Source organism: Kitasatospora nipponensis, from assembly GCF_039528135.1.
In the GTDB taxonomy this organism is placed as follows: domain Bacteria; phylum Actinomycetota; class Actinomycetes; order Streptomycetales; family Streptomycetaceae; genus Kitasatospora; species Kitasatospora nipponensis.
Genome location: NZ_BAAALF010000055.1, coordinates 1 through 19,374 on the forward strand (window position 1 = coordinate 1; position 19,374 = coordinate 19,374).

General features: G+C 75.5%; 15 protein-coding genes. 8 read left to right on the forward strand and 7 right to left on the reverse strand.

Annotated features, from left to right (window positions below; translation table 11 throughout):
* Positions 1-303 (reverse strand): GntR family transcriptional regulator (locus ABD323_RS17390; protein WP_344442545.1); only part of this gene is annotated, 303 nt, incomplete at its 3' end.
* A gap of 195 nt (positions 304-498) precedes the next feature.
* Here ABD323_RS17390 and ABD323_RS17395 point away from each other — a divergent pair.
* Entirely contained in the window at positions 499-2,136 is a 1,638-nt protein-coding gene (locus ABD323_RS17395) for an MFS transporter (RefSeq protein ID WP_344442546.1), read from the forward strand.
* Between the two features lie 125 nt (positions 2,137-2,261).
* Here the strand turns inward: ABD323_RS17395 and ABD323_RS17400 are convergent, their stop codons facing one another.
* Complete coding sequence (locus tag ABD323_RS17400) at positions 2,262-5,102, reverse strand: penicillin acylase family protein (protein WP_425556039.1); 2,841 nt, start codon at positions 5,100-5,102, stop codon at positions 2,262-2,264.
* 236 nt (positions 5,103-5,338) lie between these two features.
* Here ABD323_RS17400 and ABD323_RS17405 point away from each other — a divergent pair, with 236 nt between their 5' ends.
* The 5 genes from ABD323_RS17405 (at position 5,339) to ABD323_RS17425 (ending at position 10,991) form a co-directional block, all read left to right on the forward strand.
* On the forward strand, positions 5,339-6,640 hold the full coding sequence (locus tag ABD323_RS17405) for a glycosyltransferase family 4 protein (protein ID WP_344442547.1): 1,302 nt from the start codon (positions 5,339-5,341) through the stop codon (positions 6,638-6,640).
* Positions 6,637-7,884 carry a glycosyltransferase gene (locus ABD323_RS17410; RefSeq protein ID WP_344442548.1) on the forward strand — a complete coding sequence of 416 codons (1,248 nt, stop codon included), beginning with the start codon at positions 6,637-6,639 and terminating at the stop codon, positions 7,882-7,884. The genes ABD323_RS17405 and ABD323_RS17410 overlap by 4 nt, the downstream gene beginning before the upstream one ends.
* Positions 7,881-8,774: an SGNH/GDSL hydrolase family protein gene (locus tag ABD323_RS17415; protein WP_344442549.1), complete on the forward strand. Its 894-nt coding sequence runs from the start codon at positions 7,881-7,883 to the stop codon at positions 8,772-8,774. Before ABD323_RS17410 ends, ABD323_RS17415 begins: the two co-directional genes overlap by 4 nt.
* Positions 8,775-8,909: 135 nt before the next feature.
* Complete coding sequence (locus ABD323_RS17420; protein WP_344442551.1) at positions 8,910-10,268, forward strand: M23 family metallopeptidase; 1,359 nt, start codon at positions 8,910-8,912, stop codon at positions 10,266-10,268.
* Positions 10,269-10,355: 87 nt separating this feature from the next.
* Complete coding sequence (locus tag ABD323_RS17425) at positions 10,356-10,991, forward strand: nucleoside/nucleotide kinase family protein (protein WP_344442553.1); 636 nt, start codon at positions 10,356-10,358, stop codon at positions 10,989-10,991.
* Positions 10,992-11,029: 38 nt separating this feature from the next.
* Here the strand turns inward: ABD323_RS17425 and ABD323_RS17430 are convergent, their stop codons facing one another.
* Entirely contained in the window at positions 11,030-11,854 is an 825-nt protein-coding gene (locus ABD323_RS17430; protein WP_344442554.1) for an inositol monophosphatase family protein, read from the reverse strand.
* A 114-nt stretch (positions 11,855-11,968) separates the two neighbouring features.
* Here ABD323_RS17430 and ABD323_RS17435 point away from each other — a divergent pair, with 114 nt between their 5' ends.
* Positions 11,969-13,051: an AsnC family transcriptional regulator gene (locus ABD323_RS17435; protein WP_344442555.1), complete on the forward strand. Its 1,083-nt coding sequence runs from the start codon at positions 11,969-11,971 to the stop codon at positions 13,049-13,051.
* A 48-nt stretch (positions 13,052-13,099) separates the two neighbouring features.
* Here the strand turns inward: ABD323_RS17435 and ABD323_RS17440 are convergent, their stop codons facing one another.
* On the reverse strand, positions 13,100-13,588 hold the full coding sequence (locus tag ABD323_RS17440) for a hypothetical protein (protein ID WP_344442556.1): 489 nt from the start codon (positions 13,586-13,588) through the stop codon (positions 13,100-13,102).
* A gap of 266 nt (positions 13,589-13,854) precedes the next feature.
* Between ABD323_RS17440 and ABD323_RS17445 the strand changes: the two genes are divergently transcribed.
* Positions 13,855-15,264, forward strand: a complete 1,410-nt coding sequence (locus ABD323_RS17445; protein ID WP_344442557.1) for a choice-of-anchor A family protein — start codon at positions 13,855-13,857, stop codon at positions 15,262-15,264.
* 95 nt (positions 15,265-15,359) lie between these two features.
* Here the strand turns inward: ABD323_RS17445 and ABD323_RS17450 are convergent, their stop codons facing one another.
* The 3 genes from ABD323_RS17450 to ABD323_RS17460 form a co-directional block, all read right to left on the reverse strand.
* A complete protein-coding gene (locus tag ABD323_RS17450) occupies positions 15,360-16,997 on the reverse strand; it encodes a serine/threonine-protein kinase (protein WP_344442558.1) in 1,638 nt (545 codons plus the stop codon).
* Between the two features lie 103 nt (positions 16,998-17,100).
* A complete protein-coding gene (kynU, locus tag ABD323_RS17455; RefSeq protein ID WP_344442559.1) occupies positions 17,101-18,339 on the reverse strand; it encodes a kynureninase in 1,239 nt (412 codons plus the stop codon).
* On the reverse strand, positions 18,336-19,214 hold the full coding sequence (locus ABD323_RS17460) for a tryptophan 2,3-dioxygenase (protein WP_344442560.1): 879 nt from the start codon (positions 19,212-19,214) through the stop codon (positions 18,336-18,338). The genes kynU and ABD323_RS17460 overlap by 4 nt, the downstream gene beginning before the upstream one ends.
* Positions 19,215-19,374: the final 160 nt, after the last annotated feature.

A 19,374-nucleotide genomic window follows, 5' to 3' on the forward strand; every position in this document is an offset into this window, starting at 1 on the left:
GGCAGCGGCCGTCACCCCGCCGCCGCCCGCCGCCAGCCGGTCGGCGCCCTCGGCCACCACCGTGCCGACGCCCGGCCGGCTCAGCACCAGTCCCTCCCGCCGCAGGCCGGCCAGCACCTTGGTGGCGGTGGCCATCGCGATGCCCCACTCCTGGGTGAGCCGGCGGGTCGAGGGCACCCGGTCGCCCGGGCGCAGCTCGCCCGCGGCGATCCCCCGCCGCAGCTCGGCGGCGATCCGCACGGAGGGCGGGCCGCCGGCGGCGGGGTCGGCGGGGTCGGCGGTGGGCTCGGCGGCAGCGGACACCCGGATCTCCTCGGTCGGTGGCGGTCAGTTTCGTCAGTGTACTAGTGCGCTAGGTGCACTAGTGCGGTGCCGCTACGGGACTCTGGCCAAATCCCTTGTAAAGACGGGCTTGCTGCCGACGGCGCCCCATGCGTACTCTGTACGCACCGGCCAAGCGTACGTCGTACGCGCCGTGATTCCCGGGGGAGAACCGCCATGACCGTTCCGGTAGACGCCACCTCGACGCCGGGCGCCCCGCGCGCCGTTTCGACCGGCCCCGCGCGGGCCGGCCGCCGCGAGTGGCTGGCCCTGACCGTGCTGCTGCTCCCGCTGCTGCTGGTCTCGATGGACGTCTCGGTGCTCTACTTCGCCGTCCCGTTCATCAGTCGCGACCTCGCCCCCAGCGCCACCCAGCAGCTCTGGATCTTCGACGTCTACGGCTTCGTGCTGGCCGGCCTGCTGATCACCATGGGCGCCCTCGGCGACCGGATCGGCCGGCGCCGGCTGCTGCTCACCGGTGCGCTGGCCTTCGGAGGCGCCTCGGTGCTGGCCGCCTACTCCACCAGCGCGGCGACCCTGATCGGCGCCCGGGCCGTGCTCGGCATCGCGGGCGCCACCCTGATGCCCTCCACGCTGGGCCTGATCCGCACCCTCTTCCACGACGCCAGGCAGCGCAGCCGGGCCATCGCGGTCTGGACGGCGGTCACCAGCGCCGGCATCGCGCTCGGCCCCGTGCTCAGCGGGCTGCTGCTGGAGCACTTCTGGTGGGGCTCGGTCTTCCTGGTCAACACCCCGGCGATGCTCCTGCTGCTGGTGCTCGGCCCGGTGCTGGTCCCCGAGTCGCCCCGGGTCCGCGAGGGGCGGTTCGACCTGCCGAGCGCGGCGCTCTCGCTGGCCGCGGTGCTGCCCCTGGTCTACGGCGTCAAGGAGTTGGCGCGCGGCGGCCTCGCGCTGCCGCCGGCGCTCTGCGTGCTGGCGGGCCTGCTGGTCGGTGCCGTCTTCGTGCGGCGCCAGCAGACCCACCCCGACGCGCTGATCGACCTGGCGCTGCTGCGCGGCCGCGCGTTCGGCGGCTCCATCGCGATGAACCTGCTGGCCATGTTCGCCGTCGTGGGCTTCGCCATCTTCGTCACCCAGTACCTGCAGTCGGTGCTGGGGATGCGCCCGCTGACCGCCGCGCTGTGGAGCGTGCTGCCGAGCGTGGTGGTCGGCGCGGTGGCGCCGGCGGCGGCCGCGCTGGGGCTGCGGGTGGGCCGGGACAAGGTGATGGCGGGCGGCTTCCTGATCGGCGCGGCGGGCTTCGCGAGCTTCGCGGTGGTCGGCCCGCACACCCCGCTGTGGCGGGTGCTGGCCGGCGCGGTCCTCTACGCCGCCGGCATGGTCACGCTGATGACCCAGGTCAGCGAGGTGGTGATGGCGGCCGCCCCGCCGGAGCGGGCGAGCACCGCCTCCGCCCTGCTGGAGTCGGGCACCGAGCTGGGCGGCGCGCTCGGGATGGCGATCCTCGGCAGCATCGGCACCGCGGTCTACCGCGTCGACCTGGCCGGCCGGCTGCTCGCCGACCTGGCCGCCGACGCCGTCCACTCGGTGCGCGAGACCCTCGGCTCCGCCCAGGTGGTGGCCTCCCGGCTGCCCTCGGCGGCCGGCCACGCCGTGCTGGACGCCGCCCGGCAGGCCTTCGCCGACGGTCTGCAGGCGGCCGCCCTCGGCGCCACCGCCGTGATGCTGCTGGGCGTGGTGCTGGCGCTGACCGTGCTGCGCGGCCTGCCCGCCGCCGGCGCGGCGCCGGCCAGCGCCGCGCCGGGTGGCCCCGAGCGGCAGGACGCGAGCGTCCCGCGGCCCTCGGCCGCCTGACCGCACGCCCCGTGGCCCGGACCGCCCGACCGCACGCACCCGACCCCCCGGGGGGGCGCCGCCCGAGCAGGACCTGCGCCGGCCGCGGTGGTCACCGGGGGCTCTTCAGTGGTGGGCGGTGCGTGTCAGCGGTGGCTCGGGAACTCCACCACCTGCTGGTAGGTGGGCCGGTTCTGCCAGGTGGTCTTGTTGTCCGTCACCCCGCCCAGCGGGCGCTGGATGATGGTGTCGGCGCACCACTGGTCGCCGGCCGAGCAGTCACCGTCCCCCGGGTAGACCTGGGCCGGGCTCTGGGCGGCCGCCTGCTGCAGGGTGGTCAGCAGGACGGTCCGGCAGGCGGCCAGCTTGCCGCCGCCGCAGTACGGCTGCGCCAGTGCGCCGGCCACCGGGCTGCCCAGGACCGAGCGCAGGTCCTTGTCCAGGTAGCTCCACCAGCCGTACTGGAAGGACGAACCCTTGTGCGGGATCGACTCGTTGGCGCTGGCGGGACCGCCGTTGACCGGGCCGGTCTGGCCGCCCGAGGGCGACTCGTTGATCTGCAGGGCGCCGGTCAGCGCGCCGAACAGGTTGGTGCCCAGGCCGGGTTGGAAGACGCCCTGGGCCAGCAGCGGCCACCAGGCGTCCAGCACCCGGATGGCGTCCGCGTCGGCGTAGGCGTGGCTGCCCGCGGAGGTCTCCCTGCGCTGCCCACCGGCTGCCCGCCAGTTCTCCAACTGCTGGACCACGGTGTTCAGTTTGGGATCGGTGAGCGGGGCGCTGCGGATCACCTGGAGCAGCTCGGGCAGCACGTCCTCGGCCCGCAGGTCGGTCAGTGCGGCGCTCTCCATCGCCTGGGTGAGGGAGCTGCGGGTCACCTTGCCGCCGCCGGAGATCAGCGCCTTCACCCGGGCGTCCAGCAGGTTGGCGCGGTGCACCGAGCCGTCGCCGAAGCCGGCGGCGCCGTAGTCGGCGGCCTGCTTGTTGTTCCAGGAGACGTAGTAGTCCTGGTCCACCGACTGCGGGTGCTGGGCCGGCGGGGTGTACTGGGCGGTGTTGGTCGCCGGGTTGAATCCCTGCCACTCGTAGGCCGGTTGGGCCTGCACCGGCAGGCCCGCGTCCACGCCCGGGGCGCGCACCGGGTTGTTGCCCGAGTTGTAGTACGCGGTGTGCGAGGAGTCGGCGTAGAACCAGTTGAAGGTGTAGTTGATGTTCTGGGTGGCCTGCTGGAAGCTCGCCGGGTCGTGCACCAGGCCCGGGTCGTTGAGCATCTGGAAGCCGATGATCGAGTCGGCCTCGTGCCGGTAGGTGGAGCGCAGCGAGGTGAACGCCACCGGCTTGCCGCCGACCGTGCCGCGGGCGCTGACCAGGCCGTAGTTCGAGCGGTACATCACCAGCGAGTAGGAGCCGGCGGCCGTCGAGTCGGCGGTGGTCGGCGCCCAGGCGTCCTGCTGGGCCAGCTTGTCGAACGGCGTGCACTGCCCGTGCCAGAGGTAGGAGTTGGCGCTCAGCGTGACCGGCGAGCCGTCGGTGGTGCAGAGCGGCACGGCGTAGGTGTCGGTGATGTCCTGGCCGGCCGAGGTGGCGCTCCACGCGTAGTCCTGGCCGCGGCCGAGCTCCACGTAGAAGCTCAGGCCCGCGAAGGCGGCGCCGCGGGCGCTGATCCCCGGGCCCTGCAGCTCCTCCAGCATCAGCAACTGCGGGGCGAAGTAGCCGGTCTGCGGGCCGAAGACGGCCACCGGGTGCCCCGAGTCGGTGTACTTCCCGGAGACCACCAGGGCGTTGGACATCCCGTGCTTGGCGGTCAGCAGGTTGCCCGGCAGGACGCCGGTGGCCTTGGTGGTGGCGGAGGTGGCCGAGCCGGTGGCGTCGTAGATCAGCGGCTCGGGGACGACCGAGCCGGCGTCGGGCATCGCCACGCCCTGCGGGTCGCTCGGCGGCAGCGCGTACGGGAAGGACTGCCCGTCGTGCAGCGTGCTGACCGCCTCCGGGTCGTTGGCCTCCCGCAGCGAGGACCAGACCTGGTCGCCCAACTGCGGCCCGTACTGCGCCTCGGCGGCCAGTTTGACCTGGGCGGACGCCAGTTCGCCGCCGCCACCGGAGCCGAACAGCGCGCCGATCACCGAGGCCAGCGCGACCAGGTCGGTGAGCTTGAAGGGGGCGATCGAGCCGGCGTTGGTGATCGCGTTGATGTGGCCGGTGAGGTCGTACTCGCCGGGGAAGTAACGGCCGTTGTAGGACTGGGTGATGTACTGGTTGATGCCGTCGATGTACGCCTGCGCGTCGCTCAGCGCCTGCCGGGCCCGGTCTCCCTGGCCGGAGATGGCGTCGATCTGCTGCTGCAGTTCGGCCTCGGTGTACGGCGCGGCCTGCCAGAAGCTCTGCTCCAGCTGGCGGTTGGCCGCCGCCCCGCCGGCGAAGCCGGAGAGCTGGCCGCGGCCGACGTGCCGGAACAGGTCCATCACCCAGAGCCGGTCCTGGGCCGCCGCGTAGCCGGCACCGTACTCGGTGCCGTAGCGGGTGGTGCCGGTGATGTGCGGGACGCCGGTCGCCTTGTCGCGCACGATGGTGACGTCGGGGCGCGGGCTGACGGTGCTGGCCACCTGGGCGGCCGGCACGCCGAACGAGGCGTCGTCGAAGAAGTTGCCCAACTGGGCGTTGGTGAGGCCGGGGTAGCCGGCGGCCAGGGCGGAGTAGGGGCCGAGCTGGTCGTCGGTGTGGGCCGGGCGGGTGCCGAAGAGGCGGTTGCCGATGATGTCGGCCAGGGTCGCGTTGCCGTTCTCGCCGGCGGGCAGGATGTCGTTGCACTGACCGCCGCAGTAGTCGCCGGTCGCGGCCCTCGGCGCCGGGGCGGCGGCTAAGGCGGCGGTGCCGGGGGCGGCGGCCAGCAGGGCGGCGGTGAGCGCGAGGGCGGGCAGGCGCAGCCGTCGGGTACGGCTGGCGTGCCAGGGGCGCCGCGGGCGCGGGGCACCGAGGAAGCGTGCGCGCAAGGGGTGCTCCTCACTGTGGGGGTGGGGAGTTGACGGTAGAGCGGTTACTGGCCGGTTGGCTAGCTGTTGTGCGCGGATTTGTCATGATTCTTTGTCATGTCTTGATCGATTCTGGGGGCCCGGCGAGGGGTCCGAGGGCAACCAGCAGGCAAGCGGAGGCAAAGAGCTGGCCGCCGTTCGCCTGTTCGACAGATCCCTTTGGCCCTGCGCACGTCCAGCCAGGCAACAACCATGGCATGCGAGTCGCCATCGTCACCGAGTCCTTCCCGCCCGAAGTCAACGGCGTGGCCCACAGTGTGCTGCGCACCGCCGAGCACCTGGTCCGGCGCGGCCACCAGCCGCTGGTCATCACCCCCGCGCCGGCGCGCGGTTCGAACAGTCCAGCGCACTCCTTCGGCCCGGACACCACCGACATCCCGGTGGTCCGGATCCCGTCCGTGCCACTACCCCGCTACCCCCAGGTCCGCCTCGCGCTGCCCAGCTCCCGGCTGGCAGCGGCGCTGGCCGACCACCGGGCCGACCTCGTCCACCTGGCCAGTCCCTTCATCCTCGGCGCGCGCGGCGCGGTCGAGGCCAAGCGCCTGGACCTGCCCTCCGTCGCGGTCTACCAGACCGACCTGGCCGGCTACGCGCAGGCGTACCGGGTCGGCGGAGGCCTGGGCGCCGCCGCGGCCTGGCACCGGATCCGCACCATCCACGGCGCCGCCGCGCGCACCCTGGCCCCCTCCACCCCCGCCGCCCAGGACCTCACCGCGCACGGCGTGCCGCGCGTGCACCTGTGGCCGCGCGGCGTGGACTCGCTGCGCTTCCACCCCCGCCACCGCGACCAGGCCCTGCACCGCGCGCTCGCGCCCGGCGGCGAGGTGCTGGTGGGCTACGTGGGCCGGCTGGCCCCCGAGAAGCGGGTCGACCTGCTGGCCGGCGTCTGCGCGCTGCCCGGCGTGCGGCTGGTGATCATCGGCGACGGCCCGAGCGCCCCCGCGCTGCGCGAGGCGCTGCCCGGGGCGATCTTCCTGGGCCGGCGCACCGGCGAGGAGCTCGCCCGCTGCTACGCCACCTTCGACCTCTTCGTGCACACCGGTCCGCTGGAGACCTTCTGCCAGACCATCCAGGAGGCGATGGCCAGCGGCGTCCCGGTGGTGGCCCCGGCCGCCGGCGGGCCGCTCGACCTGGTCGGCCACCGCCGCACCGGCCTGCTGGTCGCCCCGCGCGACGTCCGGGCGGTGGCGGAGGCCGTCGCGGAGCTGGCCGCCGACGCCGAGCGGCGGGCCGACTACGGCCGCGCCGGCCGCGCCGACGTCACCGCGCGCACCTGGGAGGCGGTGGGCGACCTGCTGCTGCGGCACTACGAGGAGGTGCTGGCCGAGCACCGCGGGATCCCGCTCAACGCGCAGAGCGTCAGCGCGCAGGCCCAGCCGCAGGTGCCGGTGCAGATGCCGGTCCCGGGGCAGGCCCCGGTCCAGGTCCCGGTGCAGGCTGCCGTGCAGACCGCTGTTCAGACCACCGTGCCCGCACCGGCCGAGGAGCAGCCGGTATGACCGCCACCCCGCTGCGGATCGTGCGGATCGCCAACTTCGTCACGCCCGTCTCCGGCGGCCTGCGGACCGCGCTGCGCCACCTCGGCGCCGGCTACCTGGCCGCCGGCCATGAACCCGTTCTGGTCATCCCCGGTCCGCACAGACGCGACGAACTCACCGACCAGGGGCGGGTGGTGACACTACCGGGCCGGGTCCTGCCGGCCAGCGGCGGCTACCGGGTGCTCACCGACCGGCGGGCGGTGGAGCGCGAGCTGACCGCGCTGGCCCCCGACCGGCTGGAGGTCTCCGACCGCACCACGCTGCGCTGGACCGGACGGTGGGCCGGCGCCAACGGCGTGCGGTCGGCCATGGTCTCGCACGAGAACGCCACCGGGCTGCTGCGGACCCGCGGCCTGCCCGAGCCGCTCGCCCGCTCGCTCGCCGACCGGCTCAACTCCCGCACGGCGGCGGCCTACGACCAGATCATCTGCACCACGGCCTGGGCCGCCGCCGAGTTCCGCCGCCTGGGGGTCCGGCACCTGGTGGAGGCGCCGCTGGGGGTGGACCTGGAGCAGTTGCAGCCGTGGCGCCACGACGCCACCGTACGGGCCAGGTACGCCGAGCCGGCGCAGCCGCTGCTGGTGCTCTGCTCGCGCCTGTCGCCCGAGAAGCGGCCGGGCCTGGCCCTGGACGCGCTGGCCGAGCTGCGCCGCCGTGGGCAGGACGCCGTCCTGGTGGTGGCGGGCACCGGTCCGCTGCGCGAGCGGCTGGAGGCGCGGGCCCGGCGTGACCGGCTGCCGGTGCGCTTCCTCGGCCACCTGGCCGAACGCGCCGAACTGGCCGCGCTGTTGGCCTCCGCCGACGCCACCGTGGCACCCGGCCCGATCGAGACCTTCGGCCTGGCGGCACTGGAGGCGCTGGCCTGCGGGACGCCGGTCGCGGTGAGCCGCTCCTCGGCGCTGTCGGCCATCGTCGGGCCGGCCGGCGCGGTCGCCGAGGACTCGGGCACGGGCTTCGCGGACGCCGTGGAGGACCTGCTGGCCCGCCCGGAGGCCGAACGCCGGGCGGCGGCCCGCGCCCCCGCCGAGCGGTACGGCCGGGCGGCGGCGGTCGCGGGCGTCCGGTGCGTGCACGAGCAGCCGTACCCGGGGCCCGCCGGCGTGGCGGTGCCCCCAGCCGGCGCGGTGCCCACCGTGCACGCGAGCCTTGCCGGGGGGGCGGTGCCGTCCGACGACGGGGTGGAGCGCACCGGGAGCCCGAGATGACCGCGCCCACCCGCCCGGCCCGCGCGCACGCCCACCCGGCCACCGGGACCGTGCGCTTCGCCGCCCTCGGCGACTCGCTGACCGAGGGCGTCGGCGCGCCGACCGAGCAGGGCTGGCGCGGCTGGAGCGCCCTGCTCGCGCCGTCGCTGGCGGCCGACCCCTCGGCCGTCCAGCACCACAACCTGGCCACCAGCGGGGCACTCGCCGGCGACCTGGCGCAGCGCCAGCTGCCGGCGGCGCTCGCGCTGCGCCCGCACGTCGCGGCCGTCCTGGCGGGGGGCAACGACACCCTGCGGGCCGGCTTCGACATTGGGGGCCCCGCGGCCGCGCTGGACCGCCCCCTCGCCGAACTGTCCGGCGCGGGTGCGGTCCTGCTCACCGCCTGCCTGCCCGACCCGGGCCGGCTGCTGGGCCTGCCCGCCCCGCTCGCCCGGCCGCTGGCCCGGCGGATCGCGGCGGTCAACACCGTGGTCCACGAACTCTCCGAGCGTCACCACGCCGTCCACCTGCACCTGGCCGACCTGCCGTGGCTCACCCAGCGCGGCCTGCTGAGCGCCGACCGGCTGCACCCCAGCCCGCTCGGCCACCTGCTGATCGCCCGCCGCTACCACGCCGCACTGGGCGAGTCGGGCTTCGCGGTCGGCGCGGAGCCGGCCACCGTCCTCGCGCCGCCGCCCCCCAGCCGGGCCGCCGAACTCTGGTGGCTGGCCACCAAGGGCACCGCCTGGCTGGCCCGCCGCAGCGTCGACCTGCTGCCCGGTAGGCTCGCCCTGCCCGCCGCCGAGGCCGTGCACCGCCTGCGCGGCACGGTCGCGGAGCTGGAGGCCCGGGCCCAGGCCGCCGCCGAGGCCGCGGTGCGCGCCCTGCCCCCGGAGCACCGGCTGCCCTGACGCCACCGGCCCGCGCGGGCCGCTGCCGTCCGCCCCCGACCGCCGCCGTCCGCCCCCGACCGCCGCCGACCGGCCCCGCCCCCCCCGTGCGACGATCGGGGTCCGTCCGCGCGCGGCCGTGCGCGGGAGGTTCGGGTGAGCACGGGGGAGCGGGAGATGGCGCAGCGCCGGGTCGAGGACATCGAGGACATCGAGGACGTCGGGGGCGTCCAGGAGCGGGAACGGGCCGCCCTGCACGCCTACCTGACACCGCCGCACCTCGACCCCGCGCTCTTCGCGCCCGGCTTCGTCCAGAACGTCGGCGCCGACTTCCTGGCCGCACTCCGCGAACGGGTGGTGGCCCGCCACGGGGAGGTCCGCGAGCTCCTCCCGGGCGGTGCCGCCAGCCGCCACCGGGTGCGCTGTGCGCGGGGGGAGTTCAGCGCGCTGGTGAACGTCGACGGGCAGGGCCGGATCGTCTTCCTCTGGCTCGCACCCGAGGGATCCGACGCTGACCCCGACGCGGACGCGGACGCCGACGCCGACGCCGGGCCCGAGTCCGCCTCCGTCCGGACGCTGCGCGAGCGGCTGGCCGGCCCGGTGCTCGCGCCCCTGGTCGGCGCCCTGGCCGGCCCGGCCCTGGCCCTGAACGCCGCGCTGACCGGGACCCGGACCGAGGCCGGGCTCTCGCTGCTCGCTGCGCTGGCGCTGCTGCCGGTGAGCCGGCTGAGGGTGCCCTGGGAGTGGGTCGGCCGCTGGGTCCGGGCCGCGGGTACGGCGCTGGTGCTGGTCCCGGCCGGGTGGGCCGCCCTGCGGTGGCCCGCGCTGCCGGCCGGTGGCATCCCGCCGGTGGGCGCCGCCGTGACCGCCGTGGTCGTGCTGAGCGCGCTGGCGGTGGTCCGGGGCGTGCGCGAGGAGGGCGGCCGGCGCCCGGTACTGCTGATCACCAACCCGCTGCCGGGCAGCCGGGCGCTGGTGGTCCAGGGCGGCGGCCGGTCGGTGAACCACCACGTCGGCGTGCCGGCCCAGCGGATCGCCCTCGACGTCGTCTGCCTGGGCCGGCGCGGCCGGCGCTCCGCGCGCGGCCCGATGCCCCGCGACCTCGCCGCCTACCACGCGTACGGCTCGACCCTGGTGGCCCCCTGCGACGGGACGGTGATCGGCAGCGCGGACGGTTTCCACGACCAGCCGGTCCAGGTCGCCCCGGGCGAGCGCCGGGCCCTGCGCCCGCAGCCGGCGACCGGCAACCACGTCATCCTGCGGACGTCGACGGCCGACGGCGAGGTGCTGGTCGTCCTCGCCCACCTGCGCCGGGGCAGCGTACGGGTGCGGGTCGGCGACCGGGTGACGGCGGGCCAACCGCTGGCCCTGATCGGCAACTCGGGCAACACCACCGAGCCCCACCTGCACATCCACGCCGAACGGCGGACCGCGGCGAGCCCCGTCGGGATCCCCCTGCGGCTCGTCGCCCGCCCGGGCCGCCGGCTGCGCCGCGGTCGCCGCCTCGACCTCTGAGCGCGACCGCTGAGCGAGACCAGCGATCGCGACCGCCGAGCGCGACCACCGGGCTCGGTGACGGGCCGGGCGGGCATGATGGGGATCATGCGTCTGCATCCCATCACCTGGACCCGGCTGACCGGTGAACTGGCCGACCGGATCGAGCGGCTGACCACGGCCGACGGCGGAGCGTGGCCGCGGGTCGCGGTCGACGGCGCACCCGCGGCCGAGCCCGAGCGGTTGGCCGAGCAGGTGGCCGAGGAGCTGCGGCTGCGCGGGCTGGCCGTCCAACGGGTGCGGGCCCAGGGCTTCCTGCGGCCCGCCTCGCTACGGCTGGAGTACGGGCACCAGGACCCCGACGCCTACCTCGACCTCTGGCTCGACACCAACGCGCTCTTCCGCGAGGTCTTCACCCCGCTCGACCCGGGCGGCAGCGGGCGGGTGCTGCCCGACCTGCGCGACCCGGACACCGACCGCTCCACCCGCAGCCCGTACCGCGAACTCGCCCCCGGGACCGTGCTGTTGATGGACGGGCCGATGCTGCTCGGCCGCTGGTTCCCGTTCGACCTGACGGTCCACCTGCGGATGTCGGAGCCGGCCCTGCGCCGCCGCACCCCGCCGGCCGAGCAGTGGACGCTGCCCGCCTTCGCCCGCTACGAGGCGGAGGTCCGCCCGGCCGAGGCCGCCGACCTGCTGGTGCGCGCCGACGACCCCAAGCACCCGGCCTGGAACCAGGACTGACTCCGGACCCAGATCCCAGACCCCGGCCCCACCCGGTGCTACCGCACGGCGGCCAGCAGCTCCAGCAGCTCGCCCTGCCGGGCCGGCGGCGCGGCCAGGAAGCTGGTCGCCGCCGGCGTCCACGGCGCACCCGTCGCGTCGCTGACCGCCGCGCCCGCCTCGGTGGCGACCAGCGCGCCGGGGAGCAGGTTGACCGCGTCCGGTCCGTACTCCCAGAAGGCGTCCAGGTGGCCCGAGCCGACCTGGGCGACCTGGAGCGCGGTGGGCCCCAGGTTGCGCACCGCCAGGGCCGGGCCGCCGAGCACCGCGGTCAGCGACTCGCCGGCCCGCCGCCGCGCCACCGGGTCCGCGCCGACCGTGGGCGGCTGGCTGGTGGCCAGCACGGCGGCCGCCAACTCCCGCCGCGAGGGCGCGATCCGGGCACCGTTGCGCTGCGCTCCCGCGCCGCGCACGGCGGTGTAGGTGCAGCCCAGCAGCGGCGCGTGCACCACCGCGACCACCGCCTCGCCCTCGCGCAGCAGGGTCGCCGTCACCGCCCACTGCGGCAGGCCCAGCAGGTACTGCACCGCGCCGTCGGTGGCGTCGCAGACCCACCACTCGCCGGTGGCGGGCAGCTCCTGCGCCAGCTCGTCGTCCACCCACCCCGCCTGCGGGCGCAGCGCGCCCAGCCGCTCGCGCAGCTGCGCCGAGGCGGGCCCGTCCACCGCCGCGAACGCGGCGAAGGCACCCGCCCGGTCGGTCGCCGCCACCGGCTCGTCCGCCTGCCGCCGCGCCAGCCAGGCGCCGACCTCGCGGGTCACCGCCTCGACCGCGGCCAGCAGCTCCTCGTCCTCGCTCACCCTGCGGTCCCTCTGCTCGGTCATCGTTCTCGCCCCTGTCCCGGGTCGGCTCCGTGGTGCTCCGTCGGGGACAGGAGTACCGTCCGGGCGACAGGATGCGGCGTCGTTCGGCGGCCGCACGGTGGAGATCGGACAGTGATGCAGACCGAAACGACGGATCCGGCCACCCTGCTGGACCTGCTGGACCGCCGACTGGTCTGCGCGCTGCAGATCGACGGCCGGGCCGAGCCCGGCCGGATCGCCGCCGCCCTCGGGGTCTCGGTGCGCACCGTGACCCGCCGGCTGGCCCGGCTGCGGGAGACCGGCGTGCTGCGGGTGGTGCTGCTGGCGGGGGCCGAGGACGAGGAGGTCGGCGCGCTGTTGCTGCGGGTGCGGGTGCTGCGCGGCAAGGTCGCGGCGGTGGCCGACGCACTGGCGGCCCGCGCGGACGTGCCGTTCGTGGACCTGATGCTCGGCGGCGAGGAGGTCAGCGCCGTGGTGCTGACCGACCTGGCCGGCCGCGACCGGCTGCTCTACCGCCAGCTGCCGGGCACCGAGGCGGTCACCGAGACCACGGTGCACGCCGTGCTGCACCTCTTCGCGGACGCCGGGCAGTGGCAGGGCGGGCTGTTCACCGCCGACGAGGTGGCCGCGCTGAGCCCCGCGGCCCCGGTCCCCGACCCCACGGCCGCCCCCGCCGGCTCGGCCGCTGGCCCGACGCCCGGCCCGATGCCCGCCCTCGCCGCCGTCCCGGCCGCCGTGCGGGCCCCCGCGCCGGACCCGCTGGACCGCCTGCTGCTCGCCGAACTGGCCGACGACGCCCGCCGGTCGGCCGCCTCGCTCGCCGCGGCCCTGGGCACCCCGGAGTCCACCGTCCGCCGCCGGCTGCACCGCCTCGCCGCGGCCGGACTGCTGCGCACCCACGCCACCGTCGACCCGCGGGTGCTCGGCATGGCGGTCGACGCCAACCTCTGGCTCACCGTGCCGCCCGCCCACCTCGCCGAGGCCGGCCGGGTCCTGGCGGCGCACCCGCAGGTGCACGGCGTGCTGGCCACCAGCGGCCCGGCCAACCTGATGGCGGCCGTCTTCTGCCCGGACTACGAGGGGCTCTACCGCTTCACCACCGAGGTACTCGGGCCGCTGGGCGTGGACCGGGTGGAGACCGCGATCGTGGGCCGGGCGGTGAAGCGCGCGGGTGTCCGGCTCACCGCACCGGGAGCCGTCCGCCGCCCCGGCGGCTGAGGCGGGCGCGGCGCGGGAGAGGACCCCGACGCCGGGCGCCGCGGCCGGTCAGGCCCCCGTGGACGAGCCCGGGCGGACCACCATCAGCACCGTCACCACGGCCCAGAGCAGCGAGAAGATCCCGGTGCTCATCGCCAGCAGCTTCAGCCCGCCGGCCGCCTGCGCCGCGTCCGCGCCCTCCTCGCCGGCGAGGGCGGCGACCACCGCCTCCTGGCGCGGCAGCACCAGCACCAGCAGCACCAGCGCGGCGATCGAGGTCAGCACCAGCGAGGTGATCAGCCATGCGCTGCCCATCACGCCCATGACCTGCGCCAGCCCCACCCCGAGCACCGGCACGGCGATCCCGAGCAGCGCGTAGACCTGGGTGATCCGGTACAGCAGCTTGACCGACGCGGCCGCCTCCGCCCGCTCGGTTGCGCCCCCGCTCGCCTCCAGCGCGGCCCGCGCCCGGCGCGGGAACATGCTCGCGGCCACCGTCACCGGGCCGATGGCCACGATCGCGGCCAGGACGTGCAGGCTCAACAGGAACTTGGCCATGGGGTACGACTGCCTTCGCGCTAGTCCGGGGGCGGCGCGAGAAGTGCTCGCGGCGTGCGGGCACCCGCCCCGGGCCGGTACCCGTCCGGCACGCTAACACCCACTCGTTCGGCCCCGGCCACCCGGCCCTCGGCTGGGCCGTTGGACGGACCCGCGCCGCGTGGCGCCGCGCCGCTGCCCCCGCCACCGGCCCCCCGACCTTTGATGGAACGGGCATGCCGTGCGCGGTCGCCGACCGTGCCGGGCCGGACGAACAGGAGGCGCGCATGAGACGAACGAGCAGGTCGGCACTGGCGGCGGGGATCGTGGTGGCGGCGCTGGCGTTACCGCTCTCCAGCGCGGAGGCGATCGGATTCCCGCCGCCGCTCGGCCCCTGCGGTGGCCCGAACTGTCCCGCCACCTTCCCCCCGCCGAACAACCTCGAATTCACCGGCCGCGACTCCAACGTCAACGTCTTCGCCGGCGGCGACTACACGGTCGCCGGCCGCTCCGCCGAGGCCGAGGGCTGGGTGGTCACGCTCGGCAACCTCACCGTGGAGAAGAACGGTGGCGGCGTGTTCAACATGGGCGTGGCCGGCGTCGGCTCACGGGTGCCCCCGCCCAACGGCGCGGACTTCGTCTCGGTCGGCGGCAACGTGCTGGTCAGGCCGACCAACCGGGTGGAGGTCGGCGGCAGCGACTACAAGGGCACCGTCGCCTGGGGCAACCTGCGCTACGGCGGCACCACCACCGGCACGGTCGACCTCACCCCGACCGGCCAGCAGGTCCACGACACCGGCGTGCGCGACCGGTACGCCCCGCTGCGCACCACCATCGAGGACTTCTCCAGCTGCGCCGGCAAGGCCACCGCCACCGGCACGGTGACGGTCACCACCTACGACGCGACCTTCAAGGGCGACGGCACGAGCGCCCGGCAGGTCTTCAACGTCGACCAGAACCTCGGCTCGGCCGGTCACGCGATCGACCTGAAGTTCACCGGCATCCCGGCCGGCGCCACCGTCATCGTCAACATGCTGCCGGCCGACGCGGTGATCAGCACCAACACCGGCACCGGCATCCCGGGCGACCAGCTGACCGACCTGCGCGGCAAGTTGCTGTGGAACTTCCCGACCTCCAACACGGCCCGGATCACCGGCGGAGCCCAGTTCCAGGGCACGATCCTGGGCGGGAACCCGAACGCCACCACCACGGTGGACACCCCCGGCACCAACGGCCGGGTCTACCTGGCGGGCAGTCTGGTGCAGACCGGCACCAGCGGCACCGAGCTGCACAGTTACCCCTTCGACGGGGACCTGCCGGACTGCTCGGGCCCGACTCCCACGCCGACCCCGACCCCTACGCCGACCCCCACGCCCACGCCGACACCCACCTGCAGCCCCACGCCCACGCCCACTCCCACCCCGACACCCACCCCCACGCCCACCCCGACCCCCACGCCCACCCCCAAGCCCACCCCCACGCCCACCCACTCCACGAGCTGGTCCACCGGCCCGAGTCCGACCCACGGCCACACCCACTCCGACGGCCCGCCCTGGCCCACCGGCAACGGAACCCCGCCGGTCCTGCCGAACACCGGCCAGGACGGCTCCACCACCGTGCTCGCGGTGGCCGGCGGCCTGCTGCTGGCGGGTGGTGGCGCGCTGCTGATCGGCCGCCGGCGCGGCCGCCACAGCTGACGGTCCACGGCAGTTGACGGTTCGTCGCAGCCGACGGACCGGTGCGGCCCGGCCGGCACACTGCCGGCCGGGCCGCACCGCGCCCAGCCCGCGCCCTAGAGTCCGTGGATCTGCAGGTGGGCCCGCAGGTCGGCGAAGATCCGCTGGCCCTCGGCCGCCTGCTCGGTGGCCGCGGGCATCGCCAGTTCCAGCTTGTAGCCGGCGCCGTCCTTGCGGACCAGGGCCAGTTCCAGGGTGCGCTGCGCCTTCGGGTTCGCGTAGTCCGTGGTGTCGGTGTAGTGCACGTCCAGCAGCGCGGCGTTCTTGCCCTGCTGCTGGGTGGCGGTCACGGCGCCGTCCGCCCGGTCGTCGCTGCCGTGGCTCTGGTTCTCCCGGAACCAGGCCAGGTCCGCGTTCCCGACGCCGAGCGAACTCTTGCTCTCCCCGGTCCACTTGGTGAGCTTGATGACGAACACCTTGGTGGGATCACTGAAGGTCACCACGCTGTCGTCCACGCTGCGCAGGTAGCCGCCCGGGGCGGCCAGGGTGGCGTCCACCTCCTTCTCCTCGAAGGTCCTCCACCCCGCCGGCAGGTCCGCCGCCGGTGGACTCAGCAGCGCCCAGAGCAGTGCCGTGCTGATGGCCAGCACGCCGGTTCCGGTGGCGAGTTGGGCGCGTCGGCTGGTCCGGACGGCGCGCAGCACGCGGCGCGGCAGCGGCCCCCCGCCGGCGGTCCCGCCGACGGCCCCGGCCCCGGCCGCCCCGACGGGCCCGGGGTCGGCGGCGCTCGCGGCCGGGGCGCGTGGTGGCGGCTCGGCGAACGCCCGCAGGGCGGGGATCAGCGCGGCCGCCACCGGCCGGGTCTGCGGCTCCTTGCGCAGCAGTCGCGCCAGCAGGTCGGCCAGCTCGCCGGCGTTGGCCGGCCGGGGCAACTCGGCCAGCAGGATGGCCTGCAGGGTGGAGGCGGTGGTCTGCCGGCGGAACGGCGAGACCCCCTCGACGGCCTGGAAGAGCACCACCCCGAGCGACCACAGATCGCTGGCCGGCCCCGGTCCCTGGCCCAACACCCTTTCAGGGGACAGGAATTCGGGGGAGCCGATGAAGGTACCGGTCTCGGTGAGCTTCTGCTCGCCCTCCACCTTGGCGATGCCGAAGTCGGTCAGCACCACCCGCCCGTGGCGGCCGAGCAGGATGTTGGCGGGCTTGACGTCCCGGTGCAGCACGCCCGCCTCGTGCGCGGCCGCCAGCGCCTCCAGCACCGCCAGCCCGATCCGGGCGGCCTCGCGCGGCGGGAGGGTGCCCTCCTGCAGCACCTCGGCCAGCGAGCGCCCGCGCACCAGTTCCATGACGATCCACGGGCTGTCGTCCACGGTGACCACGTCGTGGACGGTCACCACCGAGGGGTGGTCGACGCGGGCCGCCGCCCTGGCCTCGCGCTGCATCCGCAGGTGCGCGGTCGTCCGTTCGGCGGCGGAGAGTTCCGTGGGCAGCCGGGGCTCCTTGACGGCCACGTCCCGGTCGACCACCTCGTCGTGGGCCCGCCAGACGGTGCCCATGCCGCCGAAGCCGAGCCGCTCCAGCAAGCGGTAGCGGCCGCCGACCAGCCGCCCGGCGCCCGGGTGCGCCTCCACCGCCGCGGGCGGGGATATCGGCCCGGACGTCGGCGGGGACGTCGGCGGGGACGTCGGCCGTGACACCGGTGGCTGCAGCCCGTAGCTCGTCGGCTCCTCGGCCGACCCCCCGTTGCTCGTCATGGCTGCATGATGGCAGCCGGCCCCGACCGCCGGCACGCCGCGCCCGGGGGTGTGACGCGACGGTGACCGAGACTCGGGTCACCGCCGCTGTGGTCACCGCCGCTCAGGTCACCGCGCCCCGGCGGTTGAACCGCTCGGCCCGCCACTCGCCGCTCGCCAGCACCTCGCGCAGGGCCGCCGCGGCGTCCCAGACCTCGGTGTAGGAGACGTAGAGCGGCGTGAAGCCGAAGCGGATCAGGTCCGGCGCGCGGAAGTCGCCGATCACGCCGCGCTCGATCATCGCCTGCACCACCGGGAAGCCGTCGGGGTGGCGGATGGCCACCTGGCTGCCGCGCTCCTCCGGCCGGCGCGGCGTCACCACGTCCAGCCCCTGCGCCTGCTCGATGAACAGGCCGGTCAGCGCGAGGCTCTTGGCCCGCACCTCCCGCAGGTCCACCTGCTCCCAGATCTCCAGGGTGGCCCGCAGCCCGGACAGCGCCAGCAGCGAGGGGAAGCTGGTGAGGAAGCGCCCGATGCCCTCGGCCGGCCGGTACCCGCTGTCGAAGGCGAACGGCTCGGCGTGCCCGAACCAGCCGGTCAACGGCTGCTCGGCCACCGCGTGGTGGCGCGGCGCGGCGTACAGGAAGGCCGGCGCGCACGGCCCGGCGTTGAGGTACTTGTACGTGCAGCCGACCGCGAAGTCCACGTCGCAGGCGGTCAGTTCGATCGGCACCGCGCCCACCGAGTGGCAGACGTCCCAGATCATCAGCGCGCCGGCCCGGTGCACCCGGGCGGTGATCTCCGCCATGTCCAGCAGCCGGCCGGTGCGGTAGTCGACGTGCGAGAGGACCACCGCCGCGACGCCCTCGTCCAGGTAGGCGTCCAGGTCGTCCACCGAGGGCATCAGCACGCTGCTGCCACCCTCGAAGAGGCCGGTGACGCCCTCGGCGATGTACAGGTCGGTGGGGAAGGTGTCCCGCTCGCCGAGCACCGTGCGCCGTCCGGGGCGCATCCGCAGCGCGGCGGTCAGCAGCTTGAAGAGGTTGACCGAGACGCTGTCGCAGACCACCACCTCGCCGGCCCCGGCGCCGACCAGCGGCGCGATCCGGTCGCCCAGCGTGTACGGCAGCTCGGTCCAGCCGTGCTTGTTCCAGCTGGTGATCAGGTCCCGGCCCCACTCCTCCTCGACGGTCCGGCGGACCACCTCGGGGGTGCGCACCGGCAGCACGCCGAGCGAGTTGCCGTCCAGGTAGACGCCGTTCGCGGGGAGGGTGAACTCCTTGCGGAACGGCGCCAGCGGGTCGACGGCGTCCAGCGCCGCGCACTGCTCGCGGGTGCCGGGAATGGTCACAGGGGCGCTCACAGCTCTCCTCGCACGGTCCACAGCTCCGGGAAGACGTCCTGCTCGGTGGCGGCCTTCAGCCAGGCCAGGCCGCTGGAGCCGCCGGTGCCGGGCTTGGCGCCCATCGAGCGCTTGACCGAAGCGTAGTGCCGCTGGCGCCAGCGGGTGACGCGTTCGGCCGTGTCGAGCAGCGCCTCGGCCAGCGTGACGAGCTCGCCGGCGGCCGGGTCGGTGTAGACGGTGTGCCAGGCCTGCTGCACCGCCTCGCGCGGGCGGTAGCGGCCCGCGCCCGCGGCGTCGCCCTCCTCGGCCTCCTGCGCGGCCAGCACCCCGCGGCGGGTCAGCAGGGCCAGCGCGTCGTCGTACAGGGTGGGCGCGCGCAGCGCGGCCGCGAGCTCCTGGTGCACGGCGGGCGCGCCCTGGTACATCTCCAGCAGCCGCGGCGACTTGTTGCCGACCAGGAACTCGAGGTGCAGGAAGGCCGAGGACTGGAAGCCGGAGGCCTCGCCCAGCACCGGGCGGAACGCGCTGAACTCCACCGGGGTGAGCGTGCCCAACAGGTCCCAGGAGCTGTTCAGCACGTCCTGCACGTGGGTCCCGCGGCGCAGCGCGGCGAGCGCGCCGGGCAGGTCGTCCTCGCGCAGCGCGCGCTGGGCGAGCGTCCACTCGTGCCGCAGCAGGCCGAAGAGCAGCTCCATCACCTGGGTGGTGACGATGAAGGACAGCTCGGCGGGGACCTTGCTGCGTGGCTGCTGCAGGGTGTGCAGCACGTCGAGGCGCGCGTAGCGCTCGTACGGCGTGGCGCCGCTGTCCTCGGGGGAGGTGGCGCCGGTCCCGGCGCCCTCGGCGGTGGCGTCGAAGGCCAGCTTCGGCGTGCTGACGGTGGGCTGGGACATGGTGGCGTTTCCCCCTTGGTGGCTGGTGGGGACTATTGTGCGGCGGTGCACCGGGCTCTTGAATGGGCGACGGGTACCCGATCCGGCACTCGGCCTTCCGAACGGAAGGTCTTCTCCCGATCGTGCCTGTCGAATGAAAAACCGCACCTCGCACCCCCCG